Origin of the sequence: Streptomyces sp. NBC_01474 (assembly GCF_035918215.1) — a bacterium.
Classification (GTDB): domain Bacteria; phylum Actinomycetota; class Actinomycetes; order Streptomycetales; family Streptomycetaceae; genus Streptomyces; species Streptomyces aureus.
Genome location: NZ_CP109449.1, coordinates 9048479 through 9068354 on the forward strand (window position 1 = coordinate 9048479; position 19876 = coordinate 9068354).

15 protein-coding genes are annotated in these 19876 nt (G+C 69.8%); 5 read left to right on the plus strand and 10 right to left on the minus strand.

Features of this window, described 5'->3' with window-relative positions; genetic code table 11:
- Positions 1-18: 18 nt before the first annotated feature.
- Complete coding sequence (locus OG758_RS41385) at positions 19-648, minus strand: hypothetical protein (protein ID WP_326714580.1); 630 nt, start codon at positions 646-648, stop codon at positions 19-21.
- 362 nt (positions 649-1010) lie between these two features.
- On the opposite strand from OG758_RS41385, the gene OG758_RS41390 reads away from it, so the two are divergent.
- Positions 1011-1520, plus strand: a complete 510-nt coding sequence (locus OG758_RS41390; RefSeq protein WP_326714581.1) for a YceI family protein — start codon at positions 1011-1013, stop codon at positions 1518-1520.
- A 24-nt stretch (positions 1521-1544) separates the two neighbouring features.
- Here the strand turns inward: OG758_RS41390 and OG758_RS41395 are convergent, their stop codons facing one another.
- Together OG758_RS41395 and OG758_RS41400 are read right to left on the minus strand one after the other, a co-directional pair.
- On the minus strand, positions 1545-2249 hold the full coding sequence (locus OG758_RS41395; protein ID WP_326714582.1) for a TetR/AcrR family transcriptional regulator: 705 nt from the start codon (positions 2247-2249) through the stop codon (positions 1545-1547).
- Positions 2250-2290: 41 nt separating this feature from the next.
- Positions 2291-3466: an FAD-dependent oxidoreductase gene (locus tag OG758_RS41400; protein WP_326714583.1), complete on the minus strand. Its 1176-nt coding sequence runs from the start codon at positions 3464-3466 to the stop codon at positions 2291-2293.
- A 172-nt stretch (positions 3467-3638) separates the two neighbouring features.
- Here OG758_RS41400 and OG758_RS41405 point away from each other — a divergent pair, with 172 nt between their 5' ends.
- Positions 3639-5609 (plus strand): M13 family metallopeptidase, encoded by a 1971-nt coding sequence (locus OG758_RS41405; protein ID WP_326714584.1) that lies wholly within the window; start codon positions 3639-3641, stop codon positions 5607-5609.
- A gap of 54 nt (positions 5610-5663) precedes the next feature.
- Here the strand turns inward: OG758_RS41405 and OG758_RS41410 are convergent, their stop codons facing one another.
- From OG758_RS41410 to OG758_RS41430, 5 genes are all read right to left on the minus strand, one after another.
- Positions 5664-8036 carry a beta-glucosidase gene (locus OG758_RS41410; RefSeq protein WP_442810382.1) on the minus strand — a complete coding sequence of 791 codons (2373 nt, stop codon included), beginning with the start codon at positions 8034-8036 and terminating at the stop codon, positions 5664-5666.
- Entirely contained in the window at positions 8033-8854 is an 822-nt protein-coding gene (locus OG758_RS41415; protein ID WP_326714585.1) for a carbohydrate ABC transporter permease, read from the minus strand. Before OG758_RS41415 ends, OG758_RS41410 begins: the two co-directional genes overlap by 4 nt.
- Positions 8851-9786 carry a carbohydrate ABC transporter permease gene (locus tag OG758_RS41420; RefSeq protein ID WP_326714586.1) on the minus strand — a complete coding sequence of 312 codons (936 nt, stop codon included), beginning with the start codon at positions 9784-9786 and terminating at the stop codon, positions 8851-8853. Before OG758_RS41420 ends, OG758_RS41415 begins: the two co-directional genes overlap by 4 nt.
- Positions 9787-9800: 14 nt before the next feature.
- On the minus strand, positions 9801-11111 hold the full coding sequence (locus OG758_RS41425; protein WP_326714587.1) for an ABC transporter substrate-binding protein: 1311 nt from the start codon (positions 11109-11111) through the stop codon (positions 9801-9803).
- Between the two features lie 282 nt (positions 11112-11393).
- Positions 11394-12455 (minus strand): LacI family DNA-binding transcriptional regulator, encoded by a 1062-nt coding sequence (locus tag OG758_RS41430; RefSeq protein ID WP_382059877.1) that lies wholly within the window; start codon positions 12453-12455, stop codon positions 11394-11396.
- A gap of 216 nt (positions 12456-12671) precedes the next feature.
- Between OG758_RS41430 and OG758_RS41435 the strand changes: the two genes are divergently transcribed.
- On the plus strand, positions 12672-13952 hold the full coding sequence (locus tag OG758_RS41435) for an FAD-binding protein (RefSeq protein WP_326714588.1): 1281 nt from the start codon (positions 12672-12674) through the stop codon (positions 13950-13952).
- 541 nt (positions 13953-14493) lie between these two features.
- Entirely contained in the window at positions 14494-15189 is a 696-nt protein-coding gene (locus OG758_RS41440) for a hypothetical protein (RefSeq protein WP_326714589.1), read from the plus strand.
- Between the two features lie 49 nt (positions 15190-15238).
- On the opposite strand, the gene OG758_RS41445 is transcribed toward OG758_RS41440, so the two are convergent.
- The gene (locus OG758_RS41445; protein ID WP_382062226.1) at positions 15239-16006 is read right to left on the minus strand and encodes an MBL fold metallo-hydrolase; all 768 of its coding nucleotides are present in this window, start codon (positions 16004-16006) and stop codon (positions 15239-15241) included.
- Positions 16007-16308: 302 nt separating this feature from the next.
- Between OG758_RS41445 and OG758_RS41450 the strand changes: the two genes are divergently transcribed.
- Positions 16309-19143: a right-handed parallel beta-helix repeat-containing protein gene (locus OG758_RS41450; protein WP_326714591.1), complete on the plus strand. Its 2835-nt coding sequence runs from the start codon at positions 16309-16311 to the stop codon at positions 19141-19143.
- Here OG758_RS41450 and OG758_RS41455 read toward each other — a convergent pair.
- On the minus strand, positions 19130-19771 hold the full coding sequence (locus OG758_RS41455) for a winged helix-turn-helix domain-containing protein (RefSeq protein ID WP_326714592.1): 642 nt from the start codon (positions 19769-19771) through the stop codon (positions 19130-19132). The genes OG758_RS41450 and OG758_RS41455 overlap by 14 nt on opposite strands.
- Positions 19772-19876: the final 105 nt, after the last annotated feature.

Genomic DNA, 19876 nt, shown 5'->3' on the forward strand with positions numbered 1-19876 from the left:
GTGCCGGGACCGGATGTCTCAGGCGTTCGCCGGAGCGTCCTTCTTGTCGGTGTCCTCAATGGTGGCCGCCGCGGCCGGAAGGGCGGTGTAGAACACGGACTTGTTCTGCTTGGTGCGCTCGGCCTGACCGCGGGCGACGAGGGACTCGAGGGTGTTGCGTACGACCGTGCCACCGGCATTGCGCTCCGGGTGGGACTCGGCGAGCGTCGTCGTGACCTCGGCTGCCGAACGCGGCTCGGTGCTCGTGGTGATGAGGTTCAGGACCAGTTCCCGCAGGGTGGGGGAGCCGGGGGTGCGGGGCTGCGCGGCGGTGGGTGCCTTCTTCGCGGCGGGCTTCTTGCCGGCCTCCTTCTTCGCGCGCTGCTTGGGTGCCGCGCTCTCACCCTTCGGCTTGCGTGCCTTGGGGAGTTCGACGGGTGACTCCGCCTTCGGTGCGACCGGCGCCTCCTCGGCCACCGGTGCCGCGCCCGGTCCTGTGAGTGCGTCGCGCATCCCCGCCAGGAGGGTGCGGTCGTGGTCCAGCGTCTGGAGCTGCTCCTGAAGTGCGGCCAACTCGGCGGTGACGCGTTCCTGTTCCTTGGCGTTGCGCTCGAGGTCGGCCTCCACCTGGGCGGAGTACTGGGACTTGAGCGTGTTGCTGTCCGACATGACTGCCCGCTTCCTGTGGCTGTGGGGCTGTGTGTTGGTGCCGAAGGGTACTCACACCACACACACTTGTGCACGGTCCTTCGGCGCATTGCCCCTGCGCAGTGTCGGTGGGGTGGCACCATGTAGGGCCGTGCGGGGCGCTGCGGCCACTGTGGGAACGGTGTGTGGAACACCCTTACGTGGGGTGCTGGTTGGGTGCGTCGGGTGGACGTGGCGGCTGTGCCGACGACGTCGGCAGTGACATTTGTACCGGCCGGGCGACGACATCTCGCTCTGCCGGGTGCCATCCGCCACCTGACATGCTGAGGTCGGCCGCCGCGCCGGCGGCGTCGAGACCGATGGAGGTCATGGTGACATCGCGAGTGGGAGAACAGCCTGTGCCGGAGAGCGGCACGTACGAGATCGATCCGGCGGCGTCGAGCGTGAACTTCCGTATGCGCACGGTCTTCGGGCTGTTCCCGGTGCGGGGAAGCTTCCGGATCACGCGGGGACGGATCGACGTGGCCGGACCTGTCGAGAGGTCCACGGTGGACGTGAGGATCGGAGCGGACACGTTCGAGTCGGGTGTGGCGCGCCGCGACGAACACGTCCGGTCGGCCGACTACCTCGATGTGGCCACCCATCCCGAGTTCGCGTTCCGTGGTGACGGCGTCGAGGTCGGTTCCGACGGGACAGTCATGACGGGGGAGTTGACCGTCCTCGGTGTCAGCCGGCCGGCCGACGTCACCGTCGAGAGCGTGACTGTCGAGGGCCGTAGTCTGACGGTCGTGGCGTCGACCGTCGTGGACCGCTACGCGTTCGGTGTGACCGCCGCGAAGGGCATGACCGGCCGTCGGCTGACCGTGCGCCTGAACGTCAGGGCGACGCGTTGACCTGCCGCGACAGCTGGTGGGGGGTCACGGAGCATCGGTGGTGGACGGCCTGGGTGTGTGCGGCATCCCGTTGATCAGTACCCGTAGCCCCCAGCCGAGGCGGGCCTGTCCCGGCCCGGACAGCAGGTCGTCACCCAGCGCCGCGAGGCGCGGGTGGGTCGTCGCGGACACGTCGCGCAGCACGGTGGTCAGCGCGTCCCAGTCGCCCTGGGCGTCCCCGTCCCGGTCGCGGGTGGACTGCTCGGCCGCGGTCGAAGTGGCGTACTGCAGAAGGGCGTCCACGCCCCACGCGGCCTGCGCGTCCGGGATGCCGCCCTCGGAGAGCAGCGCGAGGAGGGCTTCGAGCAGGTCGAGGTAGTGCTCGCCGGAGGGCATCGCCACCAGCGCCGACCGGGCGAGGCTCGGATGCTCGAACAACACCGCGGTGTACGAGGACAGGATCCGCACGAGACGGTCCTGCCAGTCACCCGGAGTGGTGGCGGGGGAGAGGTCGACCGCGCCGAGCAACTCGTCCAGGATGGCCGCGTGCAGCTCGGCGGTGTTGCGCACGTACACGTAGAGCGAGGCCGGGCCCGTGTCGAGCTCCTGCGCCAGGCGGCGCATGGTGACGCGCTTGAGGCCTTCGTCGCGCATGATCGCGACTGCGGTCGCGACGATGCCGTCCCGGGTCAGGGCGGGCTTGGCCGGACGCTCTCGGCGGCTGCGGGGTGCTGCGGGCTGGGGGGACACGGGTTCACCGTAACGAGCCGGGTTCGTGACGAACAAGTTCGTCACGAACCCGTTCCCGCGGCTTCCGCCTCCTCGCGGAACGACGCGAACATGTCGAGCAGGCCCTGTGGGGCGTCGGGGTGGAAGATGACGTCGAGGTTGTCGGCGGACCCGGCCGCGGCGTGCTCGCCGCGGGGGAAGAGCGCCTCCTCGTAGACGGTGAGGGCCTTCTCGGTCTCGCCGGGGTGCGCCAGGATCGCGGCGGCCAGCTCGGCGCCGTCGAGCATCGCCAGGTTGGCGCCCTCGCCGGCGAACGGCGACATCAGGTGGGCGGCGTCGCCGAGCAGGGTCACACCAGGGACCCGGTCCCACCGGTGTCCGACGGGCAGGGCGTGGATGGGCCGCGGGACGAGCGCGCCGTCGGCGTCGCCGATGAGTCCGCGCAGTGCCTCGTCCCAGCCGTCGAAGGAGGTGAGGATGCGGGCCTTGGCCGCCTCGGTGTCGGTGAAGTCGATGCCGCGGGTGGTGAACCAGTCGGCGGGAACCCTCAGCGCGCAGTAGACGTGCAGGCGGCCGTCGCTCTCGCGGTGGGCGAGGAAGCCCTTCTCGTCCCCGAGCGCGAACAGCGATCCGCCGCCGACGACTTCGGCACTCTCCGGGTGAAGGGTGTCCGCGTCGTCCAGGTGCGCCTCGACGAACGAGATACCGGAGTAGGCGGGGCGGGCGTCGGAGAGCAGCGGGCGGACCTTGGACCAGGCGCCGTCGGCGCCGACGAGCAGGTCGGTCGTGAAGGTCTCGCCGGAGGCGAGGGTCACCTCGTGGCGGCCCCCGGTCAGCGGGCGGGCGGCGGTGACCTTGGCACCCCAGCGGATGGTGCCCTCCGGCAGCGAGGCGAGCAGCATGTCGCGCAGATCGTGCCGGCTGACCTCCGGCCGGCCGTCGGTGCCGCCGTCGTCGCTCTCCTCCATGCGCACGGTGCCGTGCTTGTCCAGGATCCGCATGGCCTCGCCGCCCGCGTGGATGGCGGCGAGGAACTCCTCGTGGAGACCCGCGGCGCGCAGTGCGGCCTGGCCGGACTCGACGTGCATGTCGAGCATGCCTCCCTGGGGGCGGGAGGCGGGGGAGGCATCCAGGTCGTAGACGGCAGCTTCGACGCCGCCGAGGTGCAGGACGCGCGCGAGGACGAGGCCGCCGAGGCCTGCGCCGACGATCGCGATCGGTTGGTGGGTGGTGGTCATGGCGTGCTCCTTCGGACGGGAGTGGCGCCCGCCGTTCCGGGGGCCTCCTCGCGAAGGTAACGAACATGTTCGTCGCGAACAAGTTTTTTACGAACATGTTCGTCCATGCCCTGATGGGCGCGGCCCGGGGGATTGCGAAACGTCCCGGCCGCGCCTCGCATAAGCTGCCTCGATGAGCATTCTTGATGACGCCCGCCCGGGTATGAACCCCGAGATCCGGCCGCAGGACGACCTGTTCGGCCACGTCAACGGTCACTGGCTGGACACCGAGCCGATCCCCGAGGACCGCTCGAGCTGGGGCCCCTTCGTGCAGCTCGCCGACACCGCCGAGGAGCAGGTCAAGGCGATCATCGAGGAACTCGCGGCCGGGGCCGGGGCCGGGTCGACCTCGGCCGACGCCGGCGAGGCACGCAAGATCGCCGCGCTCTACGCCTCCTTCATGGACGAGCAGGCCATCGAGGCGCTCGGTCTCGCGCCGGCGCGCCCGCTGATCGACGAGGTCGCGGCCATCGCCGACCTCCGGGGCCTCGCGACGTTCCTCGGCCGCTTCGAGCGCGTCGGCGGCTCCGGCCTCTTCGGGTCGTACGTCGACACCGACGACCGCAACTCCGACCGGTACCTCGTCAACGTCGTGCAGGGCGGCCTCGGCCTGCCCGACGAGTCGTACTACCGGGACGACAAGTTCGCCGAGATCCGCGACAAGTACGTCACCTACCTCACCGATCTTCTGACGCTCGCCGAGCACGCCGATCCCGCGGCCGCCGCGCGGACGGTCCTCGCCATCGAGACCAAGCTGGCCGCGGGCCACTGGGAGCGGGCCGAGACCCGTGACGTGCAGAAGACGTACAACCTCACCGCCCTGGACGAACTCAAGGCCCTGGCACCGGAGTTCGACTGGCACGTCTACGCCGCCGCGATCGGCGGCACCGACGCGACCATCGCCGAGACCTGCGTCCGCCAGCCCTCGTACTTCGCCCACCTGTCCCAGGTCCTGACCGAGTTCTCGATCGAGCAGTGGCGCGACTGGGTGCTGGTGCGCGTGCTGCGCGCCTCGGCGCCGTACCTCTCGGACGCGTTCGTCCAGAACAACTTCGACTTCTACGGACGCACGCTCAACGGCACCCCTGAGCTGCGCGCCCGCTGGAAGCGCGCCGTCGCGCTCGTCGAGGGCGCGATGGGCGAGGCCGTCGGCAAGGAGTACGTGGCCCGGCACTTCCCGCCGGCGTCCAAGGCGATGATGGACGAACTCGTCGCCAACCTCCTGGAGGCCTACCGTCAGTCGATCGCCCAGCTCGACTGGATGACCGACGAGACGAAGGACCGGGCGTACGAGAAGCTCGCCACGTTCCGCCCCAAGATCGGCTACCCGGACAAGTTCCGCGACTACTCCAAGCTCCAGGTCACCGTGGACGACCTGCTCGCCAACGCGCAGGCGGCCGCGGCGTTCGAGACGGACCGCGAGCTCGCCAAGATCGGCTCGCCGGTCGACCGCGACGAGTGGTTCATGCTGCCGCAGACGGTGAACGCGTACTACAACCCGGGCACCAACGAGATCTGCTTCCCCGCGGGCATCCTGCAGAAGCCGTTCTTCGCGCCCGACGCCGAGGCGGCGGAGAACTACGGCGGCATCGGCTCCGTGATCGGCCACGAGATCGGCCACGGCTTCGACGACCAGGGCGCCCAGTACGACGGCGCGGGCAACCTCAACGACTGGTGGACCGCCTCCGACAAGACGGCCTTCGAGGCCAAGTCGAAGGCCCTCATCGAGCAGTACGACGGATTCTCGCCTCGCAACCTGCCCGGCGAGACCGTCAACGGCGCGCTCACCGTCGGGGAGAACATCGGCGACCTCGGCGGCCTGACCATCGGCCACAAGGCGTACGTCATCTCGCTCGGCGACACCCCGTCGCCGGAGCACGGGGCCACCACCGGTTCCCAGCGCCTGTTCCTCAACTGGGCCTACTGCTGGCGCACCAAGCGGCGCAAGGAGCAGGAGCAGCAGTACCTGACGATCGACCCGCACTCGCCGCCGGAGTTCCGCGCGAACATCGTGCGCAACCTCGACGAGTTCCACGACGCGTTCGGCACGTCGGACAGCGACGGCCTGTGGCTCGCCCCGGCCGACCGCGTGCGCATCTGGTGACGCGCCCGTGACGCGTGGCCCGTACCTTCCTGGAAGGTACGGGCCACGGCTGGTTCAGGGCGTGGTGACCCCGAAGTCGGCGTGCAGCCTGCGGGTGTGGTCCACCACCCGCACCTGACCGGTGAGCGTCACGTTCGCGGTCAGTCGGAGGTCGGTGCTGGACGCGCCGAGCCGCAGCTCCAGTTCGCCCGGTTCGACGATCCGCCGGCCGTCCCGCCCGGTGAACGACGCGAGGTCCGCGGGCACCGTCACCCCGACCCGCGCGGCCTGCCCCGGCGCGAGTGCCAGGCGCACGAACCCGACCAGCCGCTGGACGGGCTGCACGACCGAGGCGACCGGGTCGTGCAGATAGAGCTGTACGACCTCGGTGCCGTCCCGGTCACCCGAGTTCCTTACGGTGAAGGCGAGTTCGGCTTCGCCGTCCGTGCCGACCGCCGCGCGCTCCACGGTGAGATCGGACCAGTCGAACGACGTGTACGTCAGTCCGTGCCCGAAGCCGAACGCCGGAGTCGGGTCGATGTTCGACACTTCGTTGACCTGCCCGAGCCGCGCCGCCAGATATGTGGACGGCTGGGCCCCCGGGCCGTTCGGGATGCTGACGGGCAGCCGTCCCGACGGGGCGACCCGCCCGCTGAGCACACCGGCGATCGCGGGGGTGCCCTCCTCGCCGGGGAAGAACGACTGGACGACGGCGGCCGACTCCCGCACCGCACGGCCGAGCGCGTACGGACGACCCGCCAGGAGCGTCACCACGACCGGTGTGCCGGCGTCCAGGAGTGCGTCGAGGAGTTGCTCCTGCACGCCCGGCAGCGCGAGCGTTTCGGCGTCGCAGCCCTCGCCGCTGGTGCCCCGGCCGAAGAGGCCGGCGCGGTCGCCGAGCGCGAGGACGACGACGTCGGCGCCACGGGCCAGCTCCACGGCCTCGGCGAAACCGTCGGTGCCGCTGTCGTCGATGCCGCACCCGGGTGCGGTGACGACCTCGCTGTCCGGGAACTCGGCCCTCAACGACTCGACCAGGGTGGGCAGTTCGATGCCGACAGGTACCTCGGGGTGCCGGGCGCCCACGTGCACCGGGAACGCGTAGCAGCCGAGGACGGCCGTCGCGGTGTCGGCAGTCGGGCCGACCACCGCGATTCTGGCGGGCCCGGCCAGGGGGAGTGTGCCGTCGTTGCGGAGCAGTACGACGGCCTGTTCGGCTACCTCCCGGGCGAGGGCGCGGCGGTCCGCGGTGTCGAGGGCCACGGTTCCGCGCAGCGCCCCGGGGTCCCCGAGACCGGCACCGGTCAGCGCCGGCGGCACCGCGTCCCATCCGGCGTCGAGGAGGCCAAGCTGCGCCTTCTGCACGAGCACGCGGCGCAGCGCGCGGTCCACGACGGCCTCGGACACCCGACCGTCCGCGACCGCGTCGAGGAGCGGCTGCCCGAACGCCTTGACGGTGGGCAGTTCCACGTCCACCCCGGCGCTCAGCGCGGCTCCGGCCGCCTCGCCCCACGTGGCGGCGACACCGTGCAGAGTCTTGAGGAACCCGACACCGAAGTAGTCCGCCACCACCGTCCCCGTGAAGCCCCAGGTGTCCCGCAACAGCCCGGTGAGCAGCTGTTCGTCGGCTGCCGACGGGACGCCGTCCGTGTCGGTGTAGGCGTGCATCACCGAGCGGGCACCGCCCTCCCGCAGCGCCATCTCGAACGGCAGCAGCATCACATCGGCGCGCTCCCTGCGCCCCATGCCGACGGGCGCGAGGTTCCGTCCCGCGCGGGAGGCGGAGTAGCCCACGAAGTGCTTCAGGGTGGCGATGATCCCGGCGGACTCCAGGCCCTGGACGTAGGCGGTGCCGAGGGTTCCGACGAGGTACGGGTCCTCGCCGATGGTCTCCTCGACGCGGCCCCACCGGGCGTCGCGCACGACGTCGAGCACGGGGGCGAGACCCTGGTGCACACCCACCGAGCGCATGTCCTGCCCGATGGCCCCGGCCATGCGCCGTACCAGCGCCGGATCGAACGTCGCGCCCCACGAGAGCGGGACGGGGTAGGCGGTCGCGCCCCAGGCGGCGAAGCCCGCGAGGCACTCCTCGTGGGCCACGGCCGGGATGCCGAAGCGGTTTCCCGCGGCGATGCGGCGCTGGGTGCGCAGCAGGGACAGCGCGCCGAGGGCGGGGTCGACGGGGGCGGTTCCGAAGGGCCTGGTGAGCTGCCCGAGCCCGTGCGGCAGCAGCGCGTCGAGGTCGACCACCTCCTCCATCTCGTGCTGGTACGGGGCGACTTCGCCGCCCTCGTCGGACGCCCCGACCCACACGCCGAACAGCTGGGCGACCTTCTCCTGGAGGGTCATCTCGGCGACGAGGGCGTCGGCGCGCGTCTCATGGTCGAGGGTCGTGTCGCGCCACAGGGGCGTGGTGGAATCTGTCGTTACGGCCACGTTGTGGGTCACTTTCCTCCCACGCCCATGAGCCCCTGGACCAGGGTGCGCCGGGCGAACAGGTAGACGAGCAGGACGGGCACCATGGACAGGACCACGGCGGCCAGCAGCCCCGGGATGTTGATGCCGTACTGGGTGCGGAAGTTGTAGAGCCCCAGGGTGATCACCTTGGTGGAGTCGGACTGGGTGAGCACCAGGGGGAACAGGAAGCCGTTCCATGCCTGAAGGGCGGAGAAGACCGCGATCGTCGAGAGCCCGCCCCGCGACAGGGGGAGCACGAGCTGACGGAACACCCGCCAGGACGAGGCGCCGTCGATGGCCATGGCCTCGTACAGATCCGGGGTGATGTCGCGCATCACCCCGGTCAGGACCAGGGCGCACATGGGGAGCGAGAAGGCGGCGGTCGGCAGGATGACGCCGATGAGGTTGTCGTAGAGCCCCGCCTTGCTGATGACGTAGAACATCGGCACGATCACCGCCTGCGCGGGGATGGCGAGACCGAGCAGGAAGAGGCGGAAGACGGCGGTCGTGACGCGGCCGCGGCTGCGGACGATGGTGTACGACAGCGGCGGCACCACCACGAGGACGATGGCGACCACGCACACGGTCACGATCACCGTGTTGAGGAAGTACCGGCCGAAGCCGGTGGAGAAGTCGTCGACGTAGTTGTGCAGCGTGAAGTGCCGCGGCAGGCTCAGCGGACCGCTCGCGCCGTAGTCCGCGCGTGATTGCACGGACGCCGAGACCAGGACGTAGAGCGGTGCGCCGACGATCAGCAGCCAGACCACGGAGCCCAGGCCGGCCAGGTAGTTGGGGCGTTGCTTGCTCACAGGCCCTCCACCGAGCTGCGCATCTTGTCGTAGCCCGAGACCCGTACGACGACGAGCGAGATGACCGTCGCGACCACCACCAGGAGCAGCGCGATGGCCGATCCCGCGCCGAAGTCGAAGCTCTTGAAGGCCTTTTGGTACATGTAGTAGGCGCTGATGGTGGTGTCCGTGCCCGGGCCGCCCTGGGTCAGGATCAGGACGGTGTCGAACGTGGTGAGGCCGCCGACGACCATCAGGATCATCGACGTGATCATGGTGTTGCGCAGTTGCGGCAGCGTGATGTGGAAGAACTGGCGCACCGTGCCCGCCCCGTCGATCTGCGCCGCCTGGTACAGGACTTGGGGGATGGCCCGCGCCGCGCCCTGGTAGATCAGGGTGTGGAACGGGGTGAACTGCCAGGCGCCCACGAAGACGAGCACCCCGATGGCCCCGCTCTGCATACCGAGCAGATTGCCGTCGCCGAACAGCCACTTGGCCTGCGACGGCACACCGAAGTTGGGGTCGAGCAGGGTGCGCCACAGGACGGAGACCGCGGTGGCGGACAGCAGCAGCGGGACGAAGTAGATCGCGGACAGGATCGCGCGGTTGCGCTGGCGGCCCGCCGCCCAGACGCCGAGCAGAATGCTCAGCGGCGTCTGGACGAGCACGCCGAGGACGGTGATCAGGACGCTCAGCCAGAGGCTGTTGAGCATCACCGGGTCGTCGAAGAGCTTGGTCCAGTTGTCGAGCCCGGCGAACCGGGGCGAGCCCAGGCCGTTCCAGCTCGTGAACGACAGCACGGCGACCAGGACGAGCGGGACGACGGCGAACAGGACGAAGAACGCGGTGGCGGGCAGCGCCCAGGCGAAGCCCGGGCGCCCCACGCCGGCTGTGCGCCGCTGCGCGGGCCGCCGTTCGGCGACGACAGCGGCCTTGGTGACGGTGGTGGTCATCTCGGTACCAGGTCTCACGCGGTGGGCAAGGCCTGCATGGCCTTGATGAAGCCGTCGGTGTCGAGCCCGCCGTTGAAGAACTGCTGGACCGCCTGGTGCATGGGCGTCGAGGCGGACTGGGGGTAGGCCTGGTCCCACGAGAGCTGGAACGACGGGGCCTTCTTCACGAGGTCGAACTGATACTTCGAGTACGCCGGGCTCGCGGAGGCGCCGAGGAACTTCTCCGTGTTGGTCGTGGTCGGCAGGTTGCCGATGCCCAGCTGCGCCTTCACGAACTCGTCGGAGTACTGGAGCTTCAGGAACGCGGCGACGGCCTCGGGATGCTTCGTCTTCTTCATCACGGAGTAGAAGTTGTTGGTGTTGCCGACGAGGTTGCCTGCGTCGCCCGTGCCGCCCGCGACCGTCGGGAACGAGGAGTAGCCGAGGTCCTTCTTGGCGAACGCGGGGTGGGAGTCCTGCTGGGTCGAGTACTCCCACGAACCCATGAGCTCGAAGCCGGCTTTGCCGGTGGCGAGCAGCGTGGGCGAGCCCTGGTCGGTGAACTTGACCGAGTCGTAGTTGGTGCCGAAGGCGCCCGCGTCGACGAGCTTCCTGATCATGCCCAGCGCCTTCTTGCTGCCCGCGCTCTCCCAGGCGCTCTTGTCGCCGCCGAGCGCCTTCTGGAAGACGTCCGGGCCGGCGACACGGTCGTAGAGGTACTCGAACCACATCAGCGTCGGCCACTGGTCGCCGCCGCCGAGCGCGATCGGGGTGACGCCCTTGGCCTTCAGCGCCTTCACCGCGCCGAGCAGGTCGTCCCAGGTCTTGGGCGGCGTGACACCGGCGTCGGCCAGCACCTTCTTGTTGTTGAAGAGCAGCACCGGCTGCGTGCCGCGCATCGGGACGCCGTACGGCTTCCCGTTCACCGTCGCGCTGTCGAAGACCGACGGCAGGAAGCTGGACTTGAGGGCCGGGTCCTTCTTGATGAAGTCGTCGAGCGGCAGCAGCAGGTCGGCGTCGACGAAGGGCTTGATGCTGCCTCCGCCCCAGTTGAAGAAGATGTCGGGGGCCTGCGGGGTGCTGATGATTGTCTGCAGCTTCTGCTGGTAGTCGGCGCCCGGGATGGTGTCGAGGACCGCCTTGACCTTCGACGTCTTGTTGAAGGTGGCTACGAGCTGCTTCTCGACCTTGTTGGCCGCGTCCCCGTACACCAGCACGTGGATCTTGTCGGAGCCCCCGCCGCCGGCCGAGTCGGAGGAGCCGCCACCACAGGCCGACAGGGTCAGACCGAGGGCGAGCGCCACACCTGCGGCGACGGCGCGGGAGATCCGTGCGGGTGTCTTCATCTTTGAAGCCTCTCGAAAGTGTCGGTCAAGAGAGCGAAATGTGTTGGGCGGTGTGACGCTAAGCTGCGCCGAACGGGTGGTCAACCCTCGGCGGACGGGTTTCCGAAGCGTTATCGATGGGGGGTCATCCGCAGGCCGGGGCCTAGGGACGAAAGGGCATGACGAGGAGGCGGACCGGTTCCGGCCGCCGAAGGGAGCGCGCAGCATGCGCGACCGACAGTTTCGAAGATCACCCCTCAGCGAGATGGCCGAGGAGGAGTGGGGGCGAGGGCTACCGTTGGGCTACCGCTCGGCGGGCGCCGCCGTGCTGCTCCGTACGACGAGACGGGTCGCCAGGTCCATGCGCAGCGTCGCGGGCTGCTTGCCCCGTGCCAGGTCAAGGGTCAGCCGTGCGGCGGCCTCGGCCATCTCGACCAAGGGCTGGCGGACGGTGGTCAGCGGCGGCCCGACCCAGCGGGCGAGGGGCAGATCGTCGAAGCCGACGACGCTGAGGTCGTCCGGGATCCGCAGGCCCAGCTCACGGGCCGCCTCGTAGAGACCGAGCGCCTGGAGGTCGTTGCCGGCGAACACCGCGGTCGGCCGGTCCGGCAGGCCGAGTAGTTCGAGACCGGCCGCGTGGCCGGACTCGTGATGGAAGGTCCCCTCGCGGATCAGCGCCGGGTCGAAGGCGACCCCGGCCGCGTCCAGGGCCGCCCGGTAGCCGTCGATCCGGGCGCGGCTGCACATCATCCCCGCCGGTCCCGCGATCACCCCGATCCGGCGATGGCCCAGCTCGAGCAGGTGCCGTGTGGCGGCGAGCCCGCCCTGCCAGTTCGTGGCACCGATCGCGGGCACGTCTTCCCCGGGGTCGCCCGCCGGGTCCATCACCACGAACGGGATGTCGCGGCTGGTGAGCTGCGCCCGCTGGGCGGCATCGAGCCCCGACAGGACGAGGATCACGCCGGTGGGACGGCGGGCGAGGACGCCGTCGACCCAGGACTGGCCGATGCTGAGCTGCCCGGCGTGCTCGGACAGGACCAGGCTGAGCCCTTCCTCGCGGGCGACGTTCTCGACGCCGCGGATCACCTCCATCGACCAGGAGCTGTCCAGCTCGTGGAAGACCAGTTCGAGCAGGGGGATGGCCGTGGTGTTGGCCCTGCGGCGCTGGTAACCGTGGCGGCGGAGCAGTTCTTCGACCCGCTCGCGGGTGGCCGGAGCGACATCGGCCCGGCCGTTGAGGACCTTCGAAACAGTCGGAGCGGAGACTCCCGCTTCGCGGGCGATCTCGGCAAGCGTCGCCGCGCCGGCCTCGCGCGCCTCCCGGGACGCCGGCCCCTGCTTCTTCTGCACCGCTGAGGAGTTCACGGTACGGATCGTAACTTCTAGGGGGTGAGACGGGGCAAGGGGATCATCGGACCTCCGCGCCTTGACGCACCGGCAAGATCCTTCTAGGTTTTCGCAACATGCGTCATCAGTATCGAAATAGTTGAACGCGAACTCCTTGAGGCGCGAACTCCTTGAGACTGGGGACGTGGACCCCTCGGGGCCTGAGACGCGAACCTCTTGAGAACGGACATGCGTATGCCGGCGACCGGTACACCGCTGCGGAACTGGGCGGGAAACGTCACCTTCGGCCCGGCGCGGGTCCACCGTCCGGCGTCGGAGGCCGACCTGCGCCGGACCGTCGCCTCCGCCGAGAAGGTACGGGTCCTCGGCAGCGGACACTCGTTCAACCGCATCGCGGACACGGACGGCGACCTGGTCCTCCTGGACGGGCTCGCGCGCCGGGTGCGGGTGTCCGAGGACCGCGCCACCGTGAACGTCTCGGCGGGCATGCGGTACGCGGAGGTGGCCTCGGCGCTCCAGGCGCAGGGTCTCGCTCTCGCCAACCTGGCCTCCCTGCCGCACATCTCCGTCGCGGGATCGTGCGCCACCGGCACGCACGGTTCAGGAGACGCGCTGCGCGGTCTGGCCGCCGCCGTGACCGGGATCGAGCTGATCGGCCCCGACGGCACGCGGACGGCGCTGAACCGCGCCGCCGACCCGGACCGCTTCCCCGGCGCCGTCGTCAACCTCGGCGCACTCGGTGTCGTCGTCGCCATGACCCTCGCCGTGGAGCCCGCGTTCGACGTCGCCCAGTGGGTGTACGACGACGTGCCGCTCGACCGGATCTCCGAGGACTTCGACGCCGTGTTCGGCGCCGCGTACAGCGTCAGCGCGTTCACCGACTGGCGCGCGGACACCGCCACGGTGTGGCTGAAGCGCCGCACCGACCGGCTGCCGACCGACACACCGGGAGACCGCTGGATGGGCGGGCTCCTCGCGGACGGCCCACGCCACCCGGTCCCCGGCATGCCACCGGCCTTCTGCACCGAGCAGCTGGGCGTCCCCGGACCGTGGCACGAGCGGCTTCCCCACTTCCGGCCCGACTTCACCCCGAGCAACGGCGAGGAGCTCCAGTCCGAGCTGCTCCTGCCGCGCGAGGCCGCGGCCGGCGCGATGGCGGCCCTGCGTGACCTCGGAGACCGGATCGCCCCGGTGCTCCTTGTCTCCGAGATCCGGACGGTCGCCGCGGACGACCTGTGGCTCAGCCCGAGCCACGGCCGCGCGTCCCTCGCCCTCCACTTCACATGGGTGCGCCGCCCCGACGACGTACTCCCGGTCATCGGCGCCATCGAGGAGCGGCTGCTGCCACTCGGGGCCCGCCCCCACTGGGGGAAGCTGACGGCGGCGGCTCCCAGTACCGTCGCCGCGCTCTACGAACGAGCACCCGACTTCCGGCGGCTCCGGCAAGAGCTGGACCCGGCAGGGAAGTTCGGCAACGCCTTCGTGACGGAACTCTTCGCCGCTCACGGAACGTGAACTCATGCCGAGCGCCGCAGGCTGGTCCGTTCGGCGGCGCCCGGGTCGCTGCGGTCCTGCGCCGAACCTAGCGTTCCCACAGTCAGGGGGTTTTCTGTCTGGAGGGTCCACTGTGCGTTCCATAGGTTTCGCTTCCGCAGCACTGTTCGGCGCCGCCGCGCTTCTGTCCGTGGCAGCATCGGCGTCCGTGGCGGACGACGGTGGCGACGCCGCCACTGCTTACGAATCCGACAGTGGCAGCCGCTCCGACGGCGGTACCGCCTCCGGTGGTATGGACGCCGGTGGTAGCAGCGCCGGTGGTACTGACTCTGGTGGTATGGACGCCGGTGGTAGCAGCGCCGGTGGTACTGACTCTGGTGGTATGGACGCCGTTGGTACCAAGGCCGGTGGTACTGACTCTGGTGGTATGGACGCCGGTGGTAGCAGCGCCGGTGGTACTGACTCTGGTGGTATGGACGCCGTTGGTAGCAGCGCCGGTGGTACTGACTCTGGTGGTATGGACGCCGGTGGTAGCAGCGCCGGTGGTACTGACTCTGGTGGTATGGACGCCGGTGGTAGCAGCGCCGGTGGTACTGACTCTGGTGGTACGGACTCCGTTGGTACCGACGTCGGTGGTACCGATTCCGGTGGTGACGGTCGTACGGACAGCGTTACTGACTCTGGCGTTACCGATTCCGGTGGTGACGGCCGCACGGACAGCGTTACCGATTCCGGCAGTACCGATTCCGGCGGTACCGATTCCGGTCGCAGCGACTTCGGCCGTACCGACTCCGGCGGTGACGGCCGCACGGCCGGCGACGGCCACAACGTCACCTCGTTCGGATTCACGGTGTCTCCGACGACCGTGTCCCCCGGTGGGACGGTCACCATCAATGCCACCAAGTGCCAGACGCCGACCGTGCGCGTCACGGCGCCGGTCTTCGGCGACGTCACGCTCAATGGGGGCCGTTCGGCGAAGGCCAAGGTCTCCTCCGACGCGAAGCCGGGCGCCCAGTACGACGTGACGTTCGACTGCAAGGGGCAGAAGGGCACCGCCAAACTGAAGATCTCCGCAGGCGGCGCCCGTCCCATCGGTCCCAGCACGTCGACCGTGCCGAGGGGCGTGGAGGCCGGAGACGGCGGCAGCCTCTCCCAGCTCGACGCCACGCAGCTTTTGGCGGGCACCGCACTGGTGGCGGGCGCCGTGGGCGCGGCGGGCTTGTACGCCGCAAGGCGCCGCTCCGGCTCGCAGGGCTAGAAGGGCCGGTTGCGACCAGGCGGGCCGCTCACGCCCACTGCTGCGCCGCTCACGACCTCAGTCGCGCCGGAGTGGCACGTTCGCGTGCCGTCGTGGCGGCCTCGCCCACCGAACCGTGGTGCAACGGGCCGTGCCCGGGCAGCAGCATGTCGCCCGAGAGCCTCTCGAACACGTCCAGGGAGTCGCGGGTGCGCTCGCGGTCCCTGTCGAACATGGTGGGAAGGAGCTGCGGCCCCAGCGTGCGCGAGGTGGGGTGGCCGGTGACCAGGCCGTCGCCGGAGATGACGATGCCCGCGCCGGGGAGGTGGTAGGCGCAGTGGCCCGCGGTGTGGCCGGGGGTGTGGACCGGGACGGGGTGGCCCGGCAGGTCGAGGGCACCCTCTGCGGAGAAGGGTAGGGGCTGACTGACACGGGCGTCCGTCGTCCCGCCGGAGCGCAGGGCGTGCACGGCCCAGGGCAGGACGCCCGGGCGCCAGCTGTTGCGCAGGACCCGGCCGAGCGAGACCTGGTGCAGGAACTCGCGCCGGGCGTGCGGGACTTCGGCCGCGTGTGCGTACACCGGGGCGTCGAAGGTGCGGCTGAGGTACTCGGCGGACCCGAGGTGGTCGTTGTGTGCATGGGTGAGCAGGATCGCCGTCAGCGCTTCGGGGGAGTGGCCCGCCGCGGCCAGTGAGTCCAGGACCTGCTGCCGGTCGCCGGGGTAGCCGCAGTCGATGAGCGTGACGGCGTCGCCCTCGCTCAGGATGACCCAGTTCGTGTTGCTTCCGTGGACCAGATGAACGCCGGTGGCGGCGTGAACGAGGGTGCCTTCGCGCATGACGGACCGCATCTCTTGAGGTATGCCACTGGGGGCCGGGGAAGCATGGGGGAGCTGGGGGTACCGCGGTGACCGGTCTGCTGCAGCGGTCGCAGGCAGGGTAGTTGATCACCTCTCCCGCCCGGATGTCTTCGACGGGACATCGGGCAGCCGATGCGTGCAGCATCCCTTGACAGTCATCCGATGAATTTATAGCTTCCGTGGCCAGACGCTCCTCAATTGAGCCAACTATCCATCAAACGTTGGATGTTCGGTCCGAAGATCGATGGTCAATCCCGACCTGCCCGGCCTCAGGAGTCCCCGTGCGTACCGTCCCAGGTTTCCGTAAGAGCCGAAGATTCCCGCTCCCCGGTCTGCTCGCCGCGGTGGTGGGTGTCACGCTGGGCTTCGGCGCCGCCACCGCGCCCACCGCGTCGGCGGCCGAGGGTGGCGGCAAGACCGTCACCCTCCACGTGGCGCCCACCGGCAACGATCGCGCCAACGGCTCGGCGGCCAGGCCGTTCCGCACAGTGGAGCGCGCCCAGGAAGCCGCCCGCAAGGAGGTGCGCAAACACCGGCCACGACCCGTCGACGTCGTGGTGCACGCGGGCACCTACCGCCTGGACCACACCCTGACGTTCGGCCCGGAAGACTCCGGCACGGATGGCGCCCCGGTCCGCTACCTCGCGGCACCCGGTGAACGCGTCGTCATCAGCGGCGGCCGATCGCTGCGGCCCGAGTGGAACTCGTACAACGACACCGTCAAGGTCGCCGACATAGGCGCGGGTCTCGACTTCGACGGTCTCTTCCTGGACGGGGAACGCCAGGTCCTCGCCCGCTACCCCAACTACGACCCGAAGACCGCGATCCTGGGCGGCTACGCGGCCGACGCCATCTCGGCGCAGCGAGCCGCCCGCTGGAAGAACCCCACCACCGCGCTCGTACGAGGCCTGCACCAGGGGGAGTGGGGCGGCAACTCCTACCGGGTGACCGGGCTGAAGGCCGACGGCACCCCGCAACTCGACTGGGTGGGCGACAACAACCGTGGCAGCGGCCTGCACACCACGTACCGCATGGTGGAGAACGTCTTCGAGGAACTCGACGCCCCCGGCGAGTGGTTCTACGACAAGGCGGCCGGCAAGCTCTACTTCTTCCCTCCGAAGGACGCCGATCTGGCCTCGGCGCACATCGAGACCGCCGAACTCGACGAACTCGTCAGGGTGCAGGGCGGCGGACCGGACGACGCCGTGCACGATCTGAGTTTCTCCGGCTTCACGTTCGCCCGCACCCACCGCACTCTCTTCGACCAGCCGTACGAGAAGCTCCAGCTTGGCGACTGGGCGATCGCGCGCGCCGCGGCGGTCCACCTCAAGAACACCGAGAATGTCGCCGTGCGCGACTCGCTCTTCGACCAGGTCGGCGGCAACGCCCTCTTCGTCGACGGCTACAACCGCGAAGACACCGTCTCCGGCAACGAGTTCAGCCACTCGGGTGCCTCCGACGTCGCCGTGGTGGGCAACCGCGACGCGGTACGCGAGCCGTCCACCTGGGACAGCATGCGCAAGACCATCACGGACACCACACCCGGCCCGAGGTCCGACAACTACCCGCGCGACATCCGCATCAGCGACAACTACATGCACGACAACGGGCAGTTCGAGAAGCAGACCTCCGGCGTGCAGATCTCGATGAGCCGGCGCGTCACCGTCGACGGCAACACGATCCACGACGGACCCCGCGCCTGCGTCGACATCAACGACGGCACCTGGGGCGGACACGTCATCGAGAACAACGACATCTTCAACTGCGTCAAGGAGACCTCCGACCACGGGCCGATCAACTCCTGGGGCCGCGACCGGTTCTGGCCGCTGACCGCCGACGACGCGACGAAGAAGTCGTACGCGAAGCTCGACGCGATGGACACCACCGTCATCCGGCACAACAGGATCCGCCACTCCTCGCACTGGGACATCGACCTCGACGACGGCAGCTCGAACTACCTCATCGAGGACAACCTCCTCCTCAACGGCGGGGTGAAGCTCCGCGAGGGCTTCCACCGGACCGTGCGCAACAACATCTTCGTCAACGGCGGCGCCCACTTCCACGTCTGGTACGCGGACAGCGGCGACACGGTGGAGAAGAACATCTTCGTCACCGGTACCCCGTACAGCCTGATCCAGGCCGACATGGCGAAGAGCGAGCCGACCGTCGACAACAACCTGTTCTGGAACAACGGCAGGCCGGTCACCGGTGTCACCGACGCGTGGCGCGCCCTCGGCCTCGACACGCACTCGGTGACGGCCGACCCCGAGTTCACCGGAGCCTCGCCCTTCACCGATCCGAAGAAGCTCGACTACACGCTCCAGGCGGACTCCCCGGCCCGCGCCCTCGGCTTCCGCCCCTTCGCGATGGACGGCTTCGGCAAGGCCGGCAGTCCCACGCCGCCCCCGCTCGAATGGGTCGACGACACCCCCACCGACACGCTCGACGCGTTCCAGGAGCCGCTGCTCGGGGCGTCGGCGACACGTATCTACTCCGACGCGGTCAAGTCGGCGACGGGTCTGACCGACTACGACGGTCTGCATCTGCCCACCGTCCCCACCACATCGGAGGCGTACCGGCAGGGCCTGCGCACGAACGACGTCATCCAGGAGATCGACGGCAAGAAGGTCACCGGCCGCCTCAGCTTCTGGAGCGTCTACAACCGCTCGGCGCCGGGCGCCGACATCCCGCTGACGATCTGGCGCAACCAGGCCTCCACTCAACTCACCGTCCATAAACCCGAGTCGGGCGAACAGATCAACAACACGTCCGGGGTCGTGTACGCCGGCTCGGGATGGGACTGGAAGAACGCCTCGCGCGGCGGCGCGGGCGGCTGGGCCGACGACGTGCACGCCACACAGAACAAGGGCGACTCCTTCGAGCTCACCTTCAACGGCACGGCGATCGACGTCATCACCCAGATCAACAGCGACGAGGGGCAGGTCGACCTCTACGTGGACGGGCAGCCGGCGGGCACGATCGACAACTCGAGCCCCACTCGGCAGCATCAGCAGACCGTGTTCAGCAAGTCGGGCCTGACGCCGGGCGAGCACACGATCAAGGGCGTGATGAGGACGGGCAGCTATCTGATCGTGGACAGCTTCAAGGTCCGCTAGACGCTGTCGGGGGTTCGGTCTGCCGCTGGGCGGGAGCCGTGTCCTCGTCGAGCAGAGGGAACAGTCGCGCGACGGCCGCGACCGCCACGGTGTCCGCCGGGCGCGTCGCGGCCGCGTCGTGACGCGCCTGGAAATCGGTCATCAACTGACGTATGGACGAGGCCAGGTGGGTCACCTCGTCGGGGCTGAGGCGCAGTACGGCGCTGAACGACTCGTCGTGACGCCACGCTGCCGGTGCCTGTTCCAAGTGGGCGAGGTGGTGCCGGTAGCTCTCGTCCTCGAGGCCGTGGGTCAGCGCGGTGAACTCCACCGCGCCGGCCTGGTCCGTCAGGTGGTCGGACTCCCAGCGCAGCTGCCACGGACGGGCCCGGCCGTCCGTGGGTGGCGCCTCCTCGATGAGGCCGTAGCGCGCGAGCTGGCGCAGATGGAACGAGCAGAGGCCTGAGCTGTGGCCGAGGCGGGCAGCGGCCTCGGTGGACGTGACCGTGCCGACCTCGGCGAGCAGGTCGAGGAGCGCGATCCGGACCGGGTGGTCGGGCAGGGGGCGGCGCGCTCCGTGCGGCGGAATCCACGGGCCGGAGCCAGGGCCGGAACCGGCGGGCGTCGTGGGTCGTTCCTTGTCGCTCATTTTGCAAAGAGTGCTACTTTGCAAAGCGGTTGGTCAAGTCGGTCAGGTCTGCCGAGTCGGGCCGGGGGCGCGCTCCCGGTCCTCCTTCGGCCTGCTCAGGAGGCG